The organism is Enterobacter sp. 6722112 (assembly GCF_058661685.1).
This window is the reverse complement of record NZ_JBZWGR010000008.1, coordinates 103,067-119,438: the sequence shown is the minus strand read 5'-3', so window position 1 is coordinate 119,438 and position 16,372 is coordinate 103,067. Positions and strand designations below refer to the sequence as shown.

General features: G+C 52.0%; 9 protein-coding genes and 1 pseudogene. 2 read left to right on the top strand and 8 right to left on the bottom strand.

Annotation, left to right across the window (positions count from 1 at the left end; genetic code table 11):
* Positions 1–178 precede the first annotated feature (178 nt).
* Entirely contained in the window at positions 179–3,100 is a 2,922-nt protein-coding gene (locus AC4OVU_RS24605; protein WP_229692851.1) for a DUF6531 domain-containing protein, read from the top strand.
* Between the two features lie 198 nt (positions 3,101–3,298).
* Here the strand turns inward: AC4OVU_RS24605 and AC4OVU_RS24600 are convergent, their stop codons facing one another.
* Both AC4OVU_RS24600 and AC4OVU_RS24595 read right to left on the bottom strand, forming a co-directional pair.
* Positions 3,299–4,303: an IS110-like element IS5075 family transposase gene (locus AC4OVU_RS24600; protein WP_000427614.1), complete on the bottom strand. Its 1,005-nt coding sequence runs from the start codon at positions 4,301–4,303 to the stop codon at positions 3,299–3,301.
* Between the two features lie 78 nt (positions 4,304–4,381).
* A pseudogene (locus tag AC4OVU_RS24595) lies at positions 4,382–7,156 on the bottom strand (Tn3 family transposase); the annotation flags it as partial.
* Between the two features lie 64 nt (positions 7,157–7,220).
* Here AC4OVU_RS24595 and AC4OVU_RS24590 point away from each other — a divergent pair.
* On the top strand, positions 7,221–7,925 hold the full coding sequence (locus tag AC4OVU_RS24590; protein ID WP_001067855.1) for an IS6-like element IS26 family transposase: 705 nt from the start codon (positions 7,221–7,223) through the stop codon (positions 7,923–7,925).
* A 784-nt stretch (positions 7,926–8,709) separates the two neighbouring features.
* Here the strand turns inward: AC4OVU_RS24590 and AC4OVU_RS24585 are convergent.
* The 6 genes from AC4OVU_RS24585 to AC4OVU_RS24560 form a co-directional block, all read right to left on the bottom strand.
* Positions 8,710–9,612 carry a LysR substrate-binding domain-containing protein gene (locus AC4OVU_RS24585; protein WP_210673871.1) on the bottom strand — a complete coding sequence of 301 codons (903 nt, stop codon included), beginning with the start codon at positions 9,610–9,612 and terminating at the stop codon, positions 8,710–8,712.
* Between the two features lie 245 nt (positions 9,613–9,857).
* A complete protein-coding gene (locus AC4OVU_RS24580; protein ID WP_172740658.1) occupies positions 9,858–10,820 on the bottom strand; it encodes a carbamate kinase in 963 nt (320 codons plus the stop codon).
* On the bottom strand, positions 10,817–12,238 hold the full coding sequence (locus tag AC4OVU_RS24575; protein ID WP_172740657.1) for a YlbE family protein: 1,422 nt from the start codon (positions 12,236–12,238) through the stop codon (positions 10,817–10,819). Before AC4OVU_RS24575 ends, AC4OVU_RS24580 begins: the two co-directional genes overlap by 4 nt.
* A gap of 9 nt (positions 12,239–12,247) precedes the next feature.
* Complete coding sequence (gene fdrA / locus AC4OVU_RS24570) at positions 12,248–13,798, bottom strand: acyl-CoA synthetase FdrA (RefSeq protein ID WP_024194858.1); 1,551 nt, start codon at positions 13,796–13,798, stop codon at positions 12,248–12,250.
* A 95-nt stretch (positions 13,799–13,893) separates the two neighbouring features.
* On the bottom strand, positions 13,894–14,772 hold the full coding sequence (locus AC4OVU_RS24565; protein ID WP_180911153.1) for an oxamate carbamoyltransferase subunit AllH family protein: 879 nt from the start codon (positions 14,770–14,772) through the stop codon (positions 13,894–13,896).
* 198 nt (positions 14,773–14,970) lie between these two features.
* A complete protein-coding gene (locus AC4OVU_RS24560; RefSeq protein WP_180911154.1) occupies positions 14,971–16,275 on the bottom strand; it encodes a uracil-xanthine permease family protein in 1,305 nt (434 codons plus the stop codon).
* Between the last annotated feature and the right edge of the window lie 97 nt (positions 16,276–16,372).

Below are 16,372 nucleotides of genomic sequence, written 5' to 3'. Positions count from 1 at the left end.
GCAAAAACGCAGTCGTTGATAACGACTCTCCCACCTGAAAATAGCTCCAGCATAAAAACTGGAGCTGTAAATGAGATCGAGACCTTCCCTTTTACTGATGCGAAACCTGCGGTCATTGGCCGTTGTGGTGCTCGCAACTTTGCCATGCGTTGCTTTTGCACAATGGCGGGTTGTAGCCGTGAGCACCGAAGTAGACAAAATGCGCTTCAACACCATCATAGACGCGCATTCCTTCATGAAGAATTATCGCTCTGGTGAGGAGCAAGGGAAGGGAACGCCAGTTGGGGATGCGCTTTATCCGGTTGCCAGTTATGGTGATGGCCGTTATGTCTCCAGGATCTGTTTTAAGTATCTAGGTGCTACTGGCGATTATGACCCCACTACCTGCACTGGCGACCCAGCTACGGTCTACTGGCGCTCAACCTATGTTCTGCCGGGTGAGATGGATAAAACACCGTTCCTGGACAGGGATCTCGGCTTACCAACAACGACCATGTGTGTAGGGAACCCTATCCATCTTGGCACCGGCAACAAGTTCCAGGCTGAACTGGATTATCAAAGCGGAGGCTCCGACCCTTTCACATTCACCAGATACTACAATAGCCACCTTCCTGATGAAGAGCTCGGCGGCTGGCGGCATACCTACTCGCGGAGCGTCGAGGTCAACGCCTCGAAGTACGGTGAGAACATGGTTGTCCTGCACCGGCCAGAAGGGCAACAACTCGCGTTCTACAACTCGTCCTCTGTCTGGGTGCCAACATGGAAAACCGATGATACCTTGACGAAGGATGCTACCGGCTGGCGTTACACTCAATCTGACGGGGTAGTCGAGGCCTATGATGAAACCGGACGACTGACCGGCATCGAGAAGCCCAACGGCAATCACATCACCCTGAGCTATCTGAACGGAGAGCTATCCTCGATCACTGACGGCTTTGGCCGCAACATCCAGTTCCAGCATCAAGATGGCCGCATGGTCAGTGTCACCGATCCTGCTGGTGGCAGTATTCAGTACCAGTACAACAGCGCTGGCAAGCTGGCGGAAGTGATCTACCAGGACAATACGAGCCGCAGCTATCTCTACGATGACCCGAATGCACCGGGTTTGCTCTCTGGGCTGGTGGACGAGAACGGCAACCGTTTCGCCACATGGGGATATGATGCTCAGGGGATGGCAGTTCTAAGTGAACACGCCGGGGGCGCAGAGAAGACTCAGGTAAGCTACAACGCTGACGGAAGCGTCTCTGTCACCAACGCCCTCGGCCACGTTCAGCGATATACCTACAGCCGTCACAACGGGATGCTCAAGCCTGATGTTGTTGAGGGTGCGCCGTGTACCGGCTTTGTGGGAGGCAAGGAAACCTACGTCTACGACAGCAAAGGCCTCGTCTCCAGCATTACAGATCGTGCTGGACAGAAGCGCACGTTCACCCATAACGACCGGGGATTGGAAACCACCCAGATAGACCAGGATGGGGGCAAGGTTACGACCGACTGGCTTCCTTCCAAGTCGCTCCCTGCAAAAATCACGGAACCAACCAGGATCACTGAGCTTACCTACGACACTCATCTCCGGGTGATAAGCCGCAAGGTCACAGATCGCAGCTCGGGCGCTTCCCGGACATGGACCTACACCTATGCCCCTGTTGGTACAGGAAAGCCGAGCCTGTTGGCCTCGGTTGATGGTCCGCGCACCGACGTCAGCGATGTTACGACATTTGACTACGATGACCAGGGCAACCTGATCCGGACAACAAACGCGCTGGGGCAGGTGATGCAGTTTGGTGACTACGACGCGAACGGTCGCGCCGGGACCATTCAGGGCGTCAACGGTGTAACCCAAACCCTCACCTATGACGCCAGAGGAAGACTTGTCAGCTCCACTGGACCAGAAGGAACCACGGCCTACAACTATGATGCTGTGGGCCTCCTGAGCTCGCTGACTAAGCCAAATGGTGCAACCGTCAGCTATGAGTACGACGCTGCACATCGGCTGGTGGCGGAAACAGATGCACAGGGCAACCGGCGCGAGCTTGAGCTCAATGACCTCGGGAACCCAGTAGAAGAGCGACTGCTCGATGCGCTGGGCCAGACCCGTTGGATAGAGCGCCGGATCTTCAACGAAATCGGCTGGCTCTCCAGTGTCTCCGACGCCTATAGCAATCAGTCATCGTTTTCCTACGATGTGGTGGCAAACCTGATACAGGAGACCAGTCCCTCTGGTAACACACACTCCTACAAGTACGACGGCTTCCATCACCGGACACAAACGACCGATCCACTCGGGAAGGTCACGCAGGTGCTCTACAAGGATACCGGCGATGTTTACCGTGTCTCCGACCCTCGTTCGCGCCTGACCTACTACAGCTACAACGGCTTTGGCGAAGTGACTCAGGTCCGGAGCCCGGACACCGGCACCACCGACATTACCTATGACGAAGCCGGTAACGTGGCAACGCGCAAGACGGCCAAGGGACAAACCACAAGCTACAGCTACGACGCGCTGAACCGGATCATCGAGGCATCCAGCGGTGTCGCTGGCGAATCGCCAATTCTGTACGGGTACGACGAAGCAACCTCACCATACGGCATGGGCCGCTTGACCTCAGTCGATGATGGCAACGGTGTCCGGAGATATGGCTATACACCCGAAGGATGGTTGGCTTACGAGACCTGGGAAACCCACGGGCAGAGCCTTACTACCCAGTACCAATACGATGGTGCAGGCCTCATCACGAAGATCACGTATCCCAGTGGTCGTGAGGTTTCCTACACCCGTGATTTAGCCGGTGACGTCATCGAGGTGGCAACGACACAAGCAGGCACCACAACAAGCCTGGCAAGCCAGATCGAGCGAGCGCCCTTTGGCCCCGTCACCAGTATGGTCAGATGGAACGGCATTTCAGAAAGTCGCTCTTTGGATCTCAATTACCGAGTCACCGGCATCGACGCTACTAGAGTGCATTCGCTGGTCTATCGGTACACGCCAGACTCGTTGATTTCAGCCATAGACGACAATCTGGGGTCGTCTCAGAAAACGGAATCTATGGTCACTCCCGTTTTTGCAACACCGATTTTGACGACAAGTTGGCTTGCTTGAATCTATCCGGCGTCTGAATGGGATTTTATTCCCGCGCCTCGATGAGTTCCGCGCCTGATGAACCTCCAGAAAATATACGGCTTCAATGAGCCTTTCCGTTTTACAGGTTCCTCAACAGGCCGGTGGGCCGTTAGTATCATCAATATCAGTATTCGCAAAACCAGATGAATGATTGTTTAAACTGGTGTATTTCTGCCTTTATGCTTCGTAAGTTTGCTGTCGCGCCGTCAGTGCCCAGGCTATTCTGGCCAGCTTGTTTGCCAGAGCACAGGTGACGACAAAGTTGCTTTTCCGACACAACAACTCCCTGACCCAGTCGGCCAACTTGCCAGACTGGTGTTCCAGTTTTTGTATGAATACCCTGGCACACTGAACCAACAAAGTTCGGATCTTTTTGTTGCCCCGCTTGCTAATCCCTAACAATGTCGTCCGACCTCCCGTGCTGTACTGTCGGGGTACCAGCCCTGTTGCCGCCGCAAAGTCACGGCTGCTGGCGTACTGCTTCCCGTCGCCAATCTCAGTTGAAATAGTACTGGCAGTCAGCGTTCCAACGCAGGGAATACTCAGCAAGCGCTGTCCAACCTCATCTTCGTCCAACTTTCGTTTCAACTGAGATTCCAGATCTTTAATCTGCTCAACAAGATAGTGATAATGCTGTTGTAATTTCAGCAGTAACTGGCTGAGGTAAAGAGGCAAACTACTGTCCTCAAGAAGGGTACTCAGTCGACTAATAACGGCAGCACCTCGCGGAACGCTGATACCAAATTCCAGCAGAAAAGCATGCATCTGATTAGTTGTTTTCACCTTATCCTGAACCAGGGATTCACGGACACGATGCAGAGCTCGCATTGCCTGCTGAGATTCGGTTCTGGGCTGCACGAAACGCATAGATGGACGTGATGCTGCTTCACAGATAGCTTCAGCATCAACGAAGTCATTTTTGTTGCTTTTAACGAATGGGCGGACAAATTGCGGTGATATCAGCTTTGGAAAATGCCCTAACTCTGCCAGCTTGCGTGCCATAAAGTGAGAACCGCCACAGGCTTCCATCGCGATGGTTGTTGCCGGGCATGTCGCCAGAAATTCGATTAGCTTTGGTCGGGTGAATTTTTTACGGTAAACGGCCTTCCCACGATGATCCTGACAATGAATATGGAAAGAGTTCTTACCCAGATCGATACCAATAAGCGCAATGTTTTCCATGATGGTTCTCCGAATGAAAGCCTGTCCTCAGCATAGTACTGGGAAGGAGGGAGTGACCATCTCATTAAATAAAGCACGCTAAGCCGGTGGCAGCGGTCGCAATGGCCTAAACTTCCCCGCACCGACCTTGGCGCTGCTGCGCCATAGGTAATCGCCGGTCAGGTTGATGTGCTCCCACCCCAGCGGCGACAGATATTGCAACAATGTGTCGTCCAGCGCCGTGCCGTTGCCACGCAAAGCACTGGTGGCACGCTCCAGATATACCGTGTTCCACAACACGATGGCCGCCGTCACCAGATTGAGGCCGCTGGCCCGGTAGCGCTGCTGCTCAAAACTGCGGTCGCGGATTTCACCCAATCGGTAGAAGAAGACCGCCCTGGCCAGCGCGTTGCGCGCCTCGCCCTTATTCAGCCCCGCATGGACGCGGCGGCGCAGCTCCACGCTTTGCAGCCAATCCAAAATGAACAGCGTGCGCTCGATGCGCCCCAGCTCGCGCAACGCCACGGCCAAGCCGTTCTGGCGCGGGTAGCTGCCGAGTTTGCGCAGCATCAGCGAAGCCGTTACCGTGCCTTGCTTGATGGAGGTGGCCAGCCGCAGAATTTCATCCCAATGGGCGCGTATTTGCTTGATGTTCAGCCTGTCGCTGCTAATCATCGGCTTGAGCGCGTCATAGGCGGCATCGCCCTTGGGGATGAATAGCTTGGTTTCGCCCAAGTCACGGATACGCGGCGCGAAGCGAAATCCCAGCAAATGCATCAAGCCAAACACGTGATCGGTGAAGCCTGCCGTGTCGGTGTAGTGTTCCTCGATGCGCAAGTCCGACTCGTGGTACAGCAGGCCATCAAGCACGTAAGTTGAATCACGAATGCCCACGTTGACCACCTTGGCACTGAAGGGCGCGTACTGGTCGGAGATATGGGTGTAGAAAGTCCGTCCTGGACTGCTTCCATACTTCGGGTTGATATGACCAGTGCTTTCTGCTTTGCTGCCGGTTCTGAAGTTCTGGCCGTCCGACGATGACGTGGTGCCGTCACCCCAGTTGCCGGCGAAGGGTTGCCGAAACTGCGCATTCACCAGCTCGGCCAGCGCCGTCGAATAGGTTTCATCGCGGATGTGCCAGGCTTGCAGCCAAGACAGCTTGGCGTAGGTGGTGCCAGGGCAGGACTCGGCCATTTTGGTCAGACCCAGGTTGATCGCGTCGGCCAGGATCGTCGTCAACAGCAAGGTTTTGTCCTTGGCCGTGTCGCTGGTCTTCAGGTGTGTGAAGTGGCGGGTGAAGCCCGTCCATTCATCGACCTCCATCAGCAACTCGGTGATTTTGAGGTGCGGCAGCAGCATAGCTGTCTGGTCGATCATGGCTTGCGCGGCGTCTGGTACTGCCGCGTCCAGCGGCGTGATCTTCAGGCCTGACGCGGTGGTGATGATGGCATCCGGTAAGTCGTTGGCCGCAGCCATGCGGTTGACTGTGGCGAGTTGCGCCTCCAACAATTCCAACCGGTCATGCAGGTATTGGTCGCAGTCGGTGGCCACTGCCAGCGGCAATTCGCTGGCCAGCTTCAAAGTGGCGAACTTCTCGACCGGCACCAGGTATTCGTCGAAGTCCTTGAACTGGCGAGAACCCTGCACCCAGACATCACCGGAGCGCAGCGCGTTCTTCAGCTCCGACAGGGCGCATAACTCGTAGTAACGCCGGTCGATGCCGTCGTCGGTCAGAACCAGCTTTGCCCAGCGCGGCTTGATGAATGCGGTTGGCGCATCGGCGGGCACCTTGCGCGCGCTGTCGCTGTTCATGCCGCGCAGCATGTCGATGGCATCGAGCACACCCTTGGCGGCGGGCGCAGCCCGCAATTTGAGCACGCCCAGGAACTGCGGCGCGTAGCGGCGTAGCGTGGCATAGCTTTCACCGATGTGGTGCAGGAAATCAAAGTCGGCAGGCCGCGCCAATGTTTGCGCTTCGGTGACGCTGGCGGCGAAGGTGTCCCAGGGCATAACGGCCTCGATGGCGGCGAACGGATCGCTGCCGCTTTGCTTGGCCTCAATCAACGCTTGACCGATGCGCCCATACATCCGCACCTTGTCGTTGATCGCCTTGCCGGAAGCCTGGAACTGCTGCTGATGCTTGTTCTTGGCCGCGTTGAACAGCTTGCCGATGATGCGATCGTGAAGGTCGATGATTTCATCGGTGACGGTGGCCATGCCTTCGATGGCCAGCGCTACCAGCGTGGCATAGCGTCGTTGCACCTCGAACTTTGCCAGATCAGCAGGCGTCATCTGGCCACCTTCACGAGCGATTTTGAGCAGGCGGTTCTGGTGAACCTGCCGCTCGATGCCTGCGGGCAGATCAAGTGCTTGCCAGGATTTCAGGCGCTCAATATGTTCGAGCATGTGGCGAGAGTTCGGTTTGGCAGGCGACTGGCGCAGCCATGCCAGCCACGTCACTTTACTGCCGTCCTTGCGCTTGAGAAGTTCGTCCAGGCGCTGACGGTGGGGTGATAACAAAGAATCGGTCAGCGCCGCGTAAATGCGTCGGTTGGCACGGGTGATGGCCTCGGCGCTTGCGCGCTCGATGGCATTCATGGCGGGCAGGATAATGCTCTGCCGCCGCAGATTCTCGACAAGTGCGCTCGCCAGCACGATGCCTTTGTCGGTCTGCAAGGCCAGCTCGGTCAATGTATGCACGGCTTGCCGATAGTGGCTCATGGTGAAGGGCTTGAACCCAAAAACCGTTTGCAGCTCGACCAAGTGCTCCCGCCGTGTCTGTTCGCGCTGGCCGTACTCGCTCCAACTTTCCACTGGCATCTTGAGTTGCGCGGCCACCATGCGCAACAGGGGCGGAAACGGAGGCTCATCGACGGGCACTGTTGCAAATAGTCGGTGGTGATAAACTTATCATCCCCTTTTGCTGATGGAGCTGCACATGAACCCATTCAAAGGCCGGCATTTTCAGCGTGACATCATTCTGTGGGCCGTACGCTGGTACTGCAAATACGGCATCAGTTACCGTGAGCTGCAGGAGATGCTGGCTGAACGCGGAGTGAATGTCGATCACTCCACGATTTACCGCTGGGTTCAGCGTTATGCGCCTGAAATGGAAAAACGGCTGCGCTGGTACTGGCGTAACCCTTCCGATCTTTGCCCGTGGCACATGGATGAAACCTACGTGAAGGTCAATGGCCGCTGGGCGTATCTGTACCGGGCCGTCGACAGCCGGGGCCGCACTGTCGATTTTTATCTCTCCTCCCGTCGTAACAGCAAAGCTGCATACCGGTTTCTGGGTAAAATCCTCAACAACGTGAAGAAGTGGCAGATCCCGCGATTCATCAACACGGATAAAGCGCCCGCCTATGGTCGCGCGCTTGCTCTGCTCAAACGCGAAGGCCGGTGCCCGTCTGACGTTGAACACCGACAGATTAAGTACCGGAACAACGTGATTGAATGCGATCATGGCAAACTGAAACGGATAATCGGCGCCACGCTGGGATTTAAATCCATGAAGACGGCTTACGCCACCATCAAAGGTATTGAGGTGATGCGTGCATTACGCAAAGGCCAGGCCTCAGCATTTTATTATGGTGATCCCCTGGGCGAAATGCGCCTGGTAAGCAGAGTTTTTGAAATGTAAGGCCTTTGAATAAGACAAAAGGCTGCCTCATCGCTAACTTTGCAACAGTGCCTGATTCAAGTGTACAATAAAAATCCGTATTGAATATAAATGAAATTTAACATGTCAAACACAAATAAATATCAATATGATAAAGCTAACGCCGATCATCATGCAAATCAGCTTAACAGGAACAAAGGAACCAGCGAACTAATAAGGGAAATAGCAAAAGCACAAGAAATACTGATAAGCAAAAAAAAACTAACCAGTATAAATGATAGATTGCTCTACTTGTCAAATGGTGTTCTCTGGTGAACACCATTACTTTATATCGTCCTAGCGCATCAGCTACAGGATAATATAAATAAGATATTTCAATTAAAAATTACCAAACTAAAAATCCCTATGAATCTTTAAATATTGCAAATATTTTCGCCACCTTCGTTAATAGGCATTAACTACAATCAAAAATACAATGAGAATGAAACCATAATGAGCTCGGCTCCTCATGATTTGATATTAGTAATATGCTAAATTTTTATGATTTTATCGCTAGCTTCTTATGTTGGCCCTGAACAACCCAAACAAATGCATATATACAACTGTAGCAATTTTTGCGTGATAACAGTCTAATACCTTAGAAACCACAAGAATTGCATAGAAAATATTTGCACTCTAATAATATTATCAATTAATTTTATCAGGGAGTAAAAATAGATTTCGTTCACAGATACAGAGCAAGATCATAACATACCTTGTTCAACAGATTTACTGGGTAAAAATGAGGAAGACTTTTTATTCAAACCTAACCATTCAGCCTGAATTTAATATCCGGACGCAGCCAGTATTCAAGGCACCAGCGGCCTGCTTCTCCCAAACCATCCGTTTTCGCGGCCACAAATAACTGCGTCGCGTGCTTATGTTCAAGCATCGATTTCTTTATTAAGCTACCGTTGTTCAGTAGTGGTCTGGCTAAATGATGGGGAAGGTATCCTATCGCGGTATTGCTTTTTATCAGCGCAATAGCAATTTCAAGATCGGGTACAAATACTGCTTTTTGTCCCTCAAGATGCCAAGCATAAAGAGGGATAGAATTCGTCGCCGTATCCCGGATGCAAACAGCAGTATATTGACGTAACTCTCTGTTTTCTAATGGACGAATGTGAGTAGCTAGCGCATGTTGCGGACCAACAACAAAATCCCAATCCATATAGCCAACATGTTCGCTTATTATCCCATCACTGGATGGCACGGAGTGAGGGGCACCAACAACCACATCCGCACGATTGTGATAAATGGCGTCCCAGCAGCCGTTATAAACTTCAGTGTTTACTGTCAACTGCGTACAGTCGAATGCTTTTTCAAATTCAGAAATAAATTCTGAAATAATATTTTTAGGCACAATATTATTAAATGCTACCGTTAATTCTTGTTCAACCCCGGTATGGATTAATGTGGTATTACGACATAAAGAATCAATATCGTTGAGAATGGATTTACTGTGTTGAATAAAGTACTCCCCTGAAGGAGTTAGCCCGATGTTTCGTCCCTTACGCTCGAATAACTCCACACCGAGGCTTTCTTCCAGCTTTTTTATTGTATAGCTTAACGCCGAAGGTACTTTATTGAGCTGTTCAGCGGCCGTTGCAATGCTCTGATAGTGGGCAACCAGATGGACTATGCGCAGTACTTCATCAGAAATGAACATCTCTCTCTCCCTGTGTTGCTATCCCGGCAGTACCTCAGATTCTGATCGTCGCCTGTAAATCATAGATGATGGTGACATCTATAAACATAACACAAGGGATTTAGTATGGAAAAAGCCAGCACCCGATAGCGTGACGCCAGGCTGCAAGGATTTGTCGCAGGAGCAAATCCCCCCCTCCTGCAAACGCCGCGATTGTCATCAGCATGGATAGCAGTCGCGGCGGATTTAAGGGTTACCGCAGCGGATTACTCCTCTCCAATCCAGGTACCGGTTTTATGCTGCAAAGCCGCGTGAATGGCATTCGGACTGGTAATAAGTCCCTTCGCACTTCTCCCTTTCGACTGGCTACGCGACACAAAATCAACAATCGCTTCGACCTTGGGTTGCATACTTCCTTCTCCAAATTGCCCTTCTTTGAGCAACTGTTGAGCCTCAGCGATGGTCAGGCTATCGATCCCCCGCTGCTCGGGCGTACCAAAGTTGACAGCAACCTGTTCAACCCCAGTGGATATCAGCAGTAATTCGGCATGGAGTTTTTCTGCTATCAGGGCTGAGGCTAAATCCTTATCAACAACCGCCTCTACACCATGCAACATTCCATCACGATCGCGAACAACGGGAATACCGCCGCCGCCACAGGCAATCACAATACAACCGTAACGCAATAACTGAGCAATGGTTTCAAGCTCAATAATTTCCAGTGGCTGAGGTGATGGAACGGTACGTCTCCAGCCGCGCCCCGAGTCCTCCATGATTGTCCAGCCCAGCTCTTTCTGGCGCTGCATAGCGGTATGGCGATCCAGAAACGCGCCAATGGGTTTTGAGGGGTGGCTGAACGCGGCATCATCTTTATCGACAAGGGTTTGCGTCACTAGTGAGACTATAGGTTTGTGAATACCGCGCCGCTGCAGCTCATTTTTGAACGCTTTCTGGAACATATAACCAATCGCTCCCTGCGTATCACCCACCGCGTAGTCGAGGGGGACCGGAGAGACTTCCTCCCGGGATATTTCAGAACGACGCAGAATGAAGCCGACCTGTGGCCCGTTGCCATGAGTTAACAACATTTCCCAACCGACCTCGATCATATCGCAAAGATAGCGAACGGAATCAGTGACACACGCATACTGTTCATCAATACTATTACGCTTGTCATCGGCAATGAGCGCATTTCCGCCCACGGCCACAACGGCTAAAGGTTTACTCATTCGGGATTCTCCTCAGTGAGCTTTTGCGCAAGAGCCCGAATCGCTGCACTAAAGCAGGCCATCGGAGCCGTGGTGATTCCGGCGCCAATCTGGCCAACGCCAGCTTCCTTATGGGCGATACCGGTGTTGATAATCGGTAATATGCTGCGATCCACAACTTTACGCGCGTCGATACCTGCCGCGGTCGGTGAAAAGTTCAGGGCGGGTAGAGTAAACGCAGGGTTTGAGCCCACGGTAATAAACTGCATGCGTCGGCTATTTTCAGTTGCATCAGCGGGGGTTCCCCCCACAAATTTAACGATGGCCGGGGAAGATGCCATCGCAAAGCCACCCACGCCTGCGGTTTCAGTAATGGCGCTATCTCCCAGATCAGCCGCGGCGTCTTCTACGCTATAGCCAGGGAAAAATAGCCCTTCTACCGGATTGGCCGGCGCCTGAAACCACTGGTCACCAAGACCCGAGATCCGAATACCGAAGTTGACGCCATTGCGTGCCATAACAGTCACCAGTGAGCTGAATGGCACATTAGCGGCGGCATCCATCATCGACTTACTTGCCGCCATAGAAAGATTCAGGAAGAAGTGATCGTTGCCAGAAATAAATGACACGACCTTCTGAAGCTGGACGTTCGGTAAGTTACATATCAGCAGCGCGGGAAATAAACGCTTAATTAGCAGCCCCGTCGCGGCGGCATTACGGTTGTGTACCTCATCCCCCATATGCAACGCTTGAGCCATTATGGGTTTTAGTTCAAGCTCACCCAGCTGGCACACCGCCGCTTTCATTACCGGGCCTAATTCCTGCGATATCCATGTTAAGCGCTCCAGGACTTCTTCATTGTTCGCCCCAAAGCGTAAAACTTTGCCCAAGCCTTCATTAAAGTTACTGAAGGCGCGCTTACCGTTAGTTTTATTTTCGATTACCCACAACGGCATCGAAGGACTAATAACGCCGGCCATAGGGCCAACGGCGTCGTAATGGTGGCACGGAGCAAGGGCAATTTCGCCATTAAGAACCAAACGTAATGCCGCATCTTTACTTGCCGCCCAGCCTTCAAACAATATTGCGCCGATAATGGCACCCTTGACCGGCCCGCACATCTCTTCCCAAGTGATAGGGGGACCGGCATGCAGAATTAATTTTTGTTCCGCCATTGCCGGAATCGCCTCAGCCGCGGTCAGGACATCCACTAATACCGGTTGAGCGTCAAGATAGCGCCCCATTGCCACCTGATTGGCGTGCTCCACGACGGGATGGTTAATAAGCCCCGCGAGAGCCAGCCCGGTAAAACGATCCCCTTCAGCGGGCGGCTGCCAGTTCAAAGGAATGACCTCTCCCCCGGCTTGCCTGATATTATCGGCAAAACTGGCAAGGCCTTCGTTAATCACATTAAGTGACTGAGAAAATAATGAGTTCATATCAGTTCCTTATTTATTTCCCAGATTATTTACTGCGCTGGCGGCCCAGCATGTAGCCTGAGCGTTGCTGTCAGCAACCAGAACGCCATAGCGTCTCAAGGCGCCAATTTGCACGCTACGCTGTTGTGGATCGCTCTGTGTTCCACAAACATGGGCTATTAATAACGGGCTGGCCGCTCTGTTGGTAGCATTGAGCAGTTTCAGTAATTCTTCGGCTGGCTCCGGTGCTGCGCCATAGCCAAGAACAAGATCAAAAAGCACAACCGCCGTTTGCGGATCGTTAATTTCAGCGATAATCCGCTGATTACGCAGCGTCGGGTCGATCATGGGGTGTGGACGGCCGCGGGTGAAATCATCATCCCCCATATCAATTAAGGTATGCCCCTCACTCTGCCAGATATTATTTAGCGCTAAGTTTCCTTTTATTGGCGTATTAGAATGGGCGGTTATACCATTACGCTGGCAAATTAACTGACTTTCATAACAAAATGTTCCGCCCGCAAAAACGCCCCGTATATATCTACGTGAATTATCGGCGCCGTTAATCTGCGTTTGCTTTTGAATAAATTCATCTTCAGTACAGCATGCTGATGACTGCGCCTGCTGAGCGGACTCTGGCGCAACAAACGACATAGCCAGTTCAGCGGCCTCTGCCAGCGTTAATGCGGCAACAACACCTGGCCGCGTAACGCTCTGCGGTGCAGCACCTAAAAAGTTTACAACAACGGGTTTTCCTGCTTTCTGCGCTTGGGTGAGAACCCTTTCCGCAACGTCATAGGCTGGCGGTTTGGAAATAAGGACAATCACCTGCGTCTCATCATCTTCCGCCAGGGCATTCAGCCCCATCAGCATGCTGATACCACCAATTTCCTCGTGTAAATCATGGCCACCGGTCCCTAACGCCTGGGAAATCCCTCCGCCCAATTGATCAATGCGGCAGGTGACTTCCTGCAACCCCGTGCCGGAAGCACCAACAATGCCAATACCCCCTCTGCGGACAACGTTAGCAAACCCCAGCGGGATCCCATTAACAATCGCCGTACCGCAATCAGGCCCCATCACCAACCGATTTTTCTGCCGAGCAAGGGTTTTGATCGCTTTTTCCTCGGCGAGACTCACATTGTCACTAAACAGCATGACATGCATACCGAGCTCAATAGCTTTGATTGCCTCGGCGGCAGCATAATCGCCGGGAACGGAGATCAGCGCCAAATTAGCCTCTGGATCCTGTTCAGCCGCCATAGCCAAGCTGGTAAACTGTACCAGCCTTCTCCCGGCTTCTGTATCAGCCTGCGGCTTACTGTTAAGTTTCTCCTTCGCCAGTGCCAGTGCCTGCTCGCAGGCCTCATCTTCCCCCATAATCGCAATAATAAGATCGTTAGGACCTGCAGCAATATTGTCGCCCAGCCTTGCGTCTCTTAATTGAATAAGATTGGTCTCACTTCCCATCACAACGGATGCCTGCTTAATACCAGGCAAATTGATGATGCTTGCGGAAACCTGCATTAGGGAAACGGAATCCTGATAAAGATTTTTAAAAATACCGTGTAGTACTTTCATGTAGGCTACCTGTTCATTCGCCATTGCCATAAGAAATCAGCAACAATTAGTCGTAAGAGGGAAAATCCCTCCGGTAAAATACATCGTGTTATGCCTTAATGAATGCGGGTTGACGCACGCATGCCATGAAGTAATCCAGCCAGACAATCGACTCCAGAAGAGGCGCCAAACCGCATGACAGCTGTCGCCGCCGCCGCAAGAGGCGAAGGCGAAAAGGGCACCGATAAGCGCGTCAGCAGCTGACAAATCGCTTCAGAAAAATGGCCCTCCGTCGCGCGCTTCAGATAATGCCGGCTAATATCATTGGTACGATCCAGCCTCGATAAAATAATTCGGGTAAGCGCCCGTCGCTGCCGCGCAATAATGTCCTGTGGCAAGAAAGAGATGGCAGCGAGATATCCTAGAAGATAATCGTCGCCATCGGGTGTCAGACCGAAACCAAAACCAATTAATCTGTCAACCAGTTGGCTAATCTGCTGCTCATTATCTTCAATGGTGATATTTACTTCGCGCAATGGTCGATTTACCTGTTGAGCCATATTATCGGGTAACAGCATAATCGCACTTTTAACCGGATATCGCTGACTGTACATTTTTAATTGCTCAGCAAGAAACGTATATTTCCTTTCAGATTCCGTAATTATCAATGGATATAAGTCTGTTTGCCGCCAGCGTTGAACATGGCGTATATCCATTTGCCAAACCAGGTTACTGAATATACCGTCACCGAACGTAATCCCCGCGCGCCCGGTACAACGCCAGTCCCAGCTCGCCGGTACGCTAACAATAATAGCATCAGGATGATTTAAACCGGTGTGCCCCGAGGCCAGCATCAGTAATTCGCCATCAGGCAACAATAAATTCATCGTATTTGTAAAACAGCTGTGAATATTTATTTTTTGACTCCCGGCATCGTTCAGGCGGTCAATAGCCAAATACCCCGCCGTAACGGGAACCAGTGTTAAAGATGTCATATTTCACCTCAACCGGAGAATTTCCGATAATGATTAAACTTTACTTTCACCACCAGTAAAAAGAAATAAGCACCCGCCTTCCACTGGTCAGATAAATACCTGCCAAAGACTGAAATAATAAAAAATATTTTATACGTCAGAACAATTCAATAAAAGCGCACAATGAATTAAATATATAAACTTCAACCCTCGCGTTTTTCAGCTGACGGATGGTTCAGGTGATCGCGGAAGAACCAGATTCAATATAATTGCCGCCATTCCACCAATCGCCACGCCCGACTCCAGGAGCACGGCCAGCGATGGTGAAAAGGCATCAAAAGCGTCTTTCGGCGCCAGGCCAAACCCCAGTCCGAGTGCGAGAGAGGTTGAAAAAATCATGGCTGCGCGCTGGTCGAACGGTCCTGAATCCTTAATCTGGGCGACGCCTGACCCGACGATAGAGCCGAACATAATCAGAGACGCTCCACCGAGCACCGGTGCCGGCATTCCCGCGACCAGGGCTGAAAATTTGGGAATCAACCCAAGTGCAATCAGAACGACGCCCGCTGCGGCAACCACATAGCGGCTTGCCACGCGAGTGATACTGATGACCCCGATATTCTGGGCAAAACAGGTCAGAGGAAAACCGTTAAGCAGCGGCGCGACAATCGAGCCGATACCATCGACTGAAATTGCGCCAGACAAATGCTTATGTGTGATCTCTCTGCGTACCGCCGCTCCCGTACCGTATGTATTACCAATGCTTTCCAGTACGGCGGTAAGTTGAGCAATCATCATGATGACAATGGCCGAATACGAAAAAGTCGGCCAGCCAAAATGCAGCAAATCAGGAAAAGAGACCCAGGAAGCATCCTGCACGTGGTGAAGGTCAAGAATGCCGAGCAGTGCCGATACAACATATCCCAGCATAATGGCAATAATGACGGAAAACGATGATAACAGACCTTTTCGCGACTGGCTGGCAACCAGCAATGCCACCAGCACAATACCTCCGATCAGAAAACATACCGGCTTGCCATAAAGTTCACTATGCCCACCAGCAAGCCAGGTGAATCCCAGCGGCAGCAGCTTGATACCAATCAGTGAAACAATGGTTCCGGTCACCAGCGGAGGAATCAGCTTCTGCACTCTTCCAATAAAAAAGCTGAGGATCCAGGCGACAAGCCCGCACACCATGGATGCGCCAAACACGGCCTGGATCCCCATCTGCGACCCCACCGTGATACTGGGTGCAATGAAGACAAACGCCGAGCCCATGCAAATGGGTAACCGGGATCCCAGATGTCCTAAACCAAGACATTGAATCAGTGTACCAATACCGCTAACAATCAAGCTGCCCTGGACCAGAACAGTAATATCCGTACTGGGCAGACCAAGCGCCATGCCCACCACCAACGGTACGGCTGCCAGACCTGAGAACAGCACCAGCACGTGCTGAATCCCCATTAACAGCAAAGATGGAAACGGGGGCCTCTCATCAATTCCGACAAAGTGGTTATTCATGTGCATCACCTTTCATCGTAAAACCAGGTCCGGCTCGCTCCCTGCCCGGGCAGGGCCGCCCCACGGTTGTTCTGGCGCAGGAGTGAGCGTGATTAAC

Bases quoted from the DNA above. Each gene is read 5' to 3' on its own strand.
- AC4OVU_RS24600 (WP_000427614.1), bottom strand. From the start codon at position 4,303: ATGGAAAACATTGCGCTTATTGGTATCGATCTGGGTAAGAACTCTTTC.
- AC4OVU_RS24590 (WP_001067855.1), top strand. From the start codon at position 7,221: ATGAACCCATTCAAAGGCCGGCATTTTCAGCGTGACATCATTCTGTGG.
- AC4OVU_RS24585 (WP_210673871.1), bottom strand. From the start codon at position 9,612: ATGTTCATTTCTGATGAAGTACTGCGCATAGTCCATCTGGTTGCCCAC.
- AC4OVU_RS24580 (WP_172740658.1), bottom strand. From the start codon at position 10,820: ATGAGTAAACCTTTAGCCGTTGTGGCCGTGGGCGGAAATGCGCTCATT.
- AC4OVU_RS24575 (WP_172740657.1), bottom strand. From the start codon at position 12,238: ATGAACTCATTATTTTCTCAGTCACTTAATGTGATTAACGAAGGCCTT.
- fdrA (WP_024194858.1), bottom strand. From the start codon at position 13,798: ATGAAAGTACTACACGGTATTTTTAAAAATCTTTATCAGGATTCCGTT.
- AC4OVU_RS24565 (WP_180911153.1), bottom strand. From the start codon at position 14,772: ATGACATCTTTAACACTGGTTCCCGTTACGGCGGGGTATTTGGCTATT.
- AC4OVU_RS24560 (WP_180911154.1), bottom strand. From the start codon at position 16,275: ATGAATAACCACTTTGTCGGAATTGATGAGAGGCCCCCGTTTCCATCT.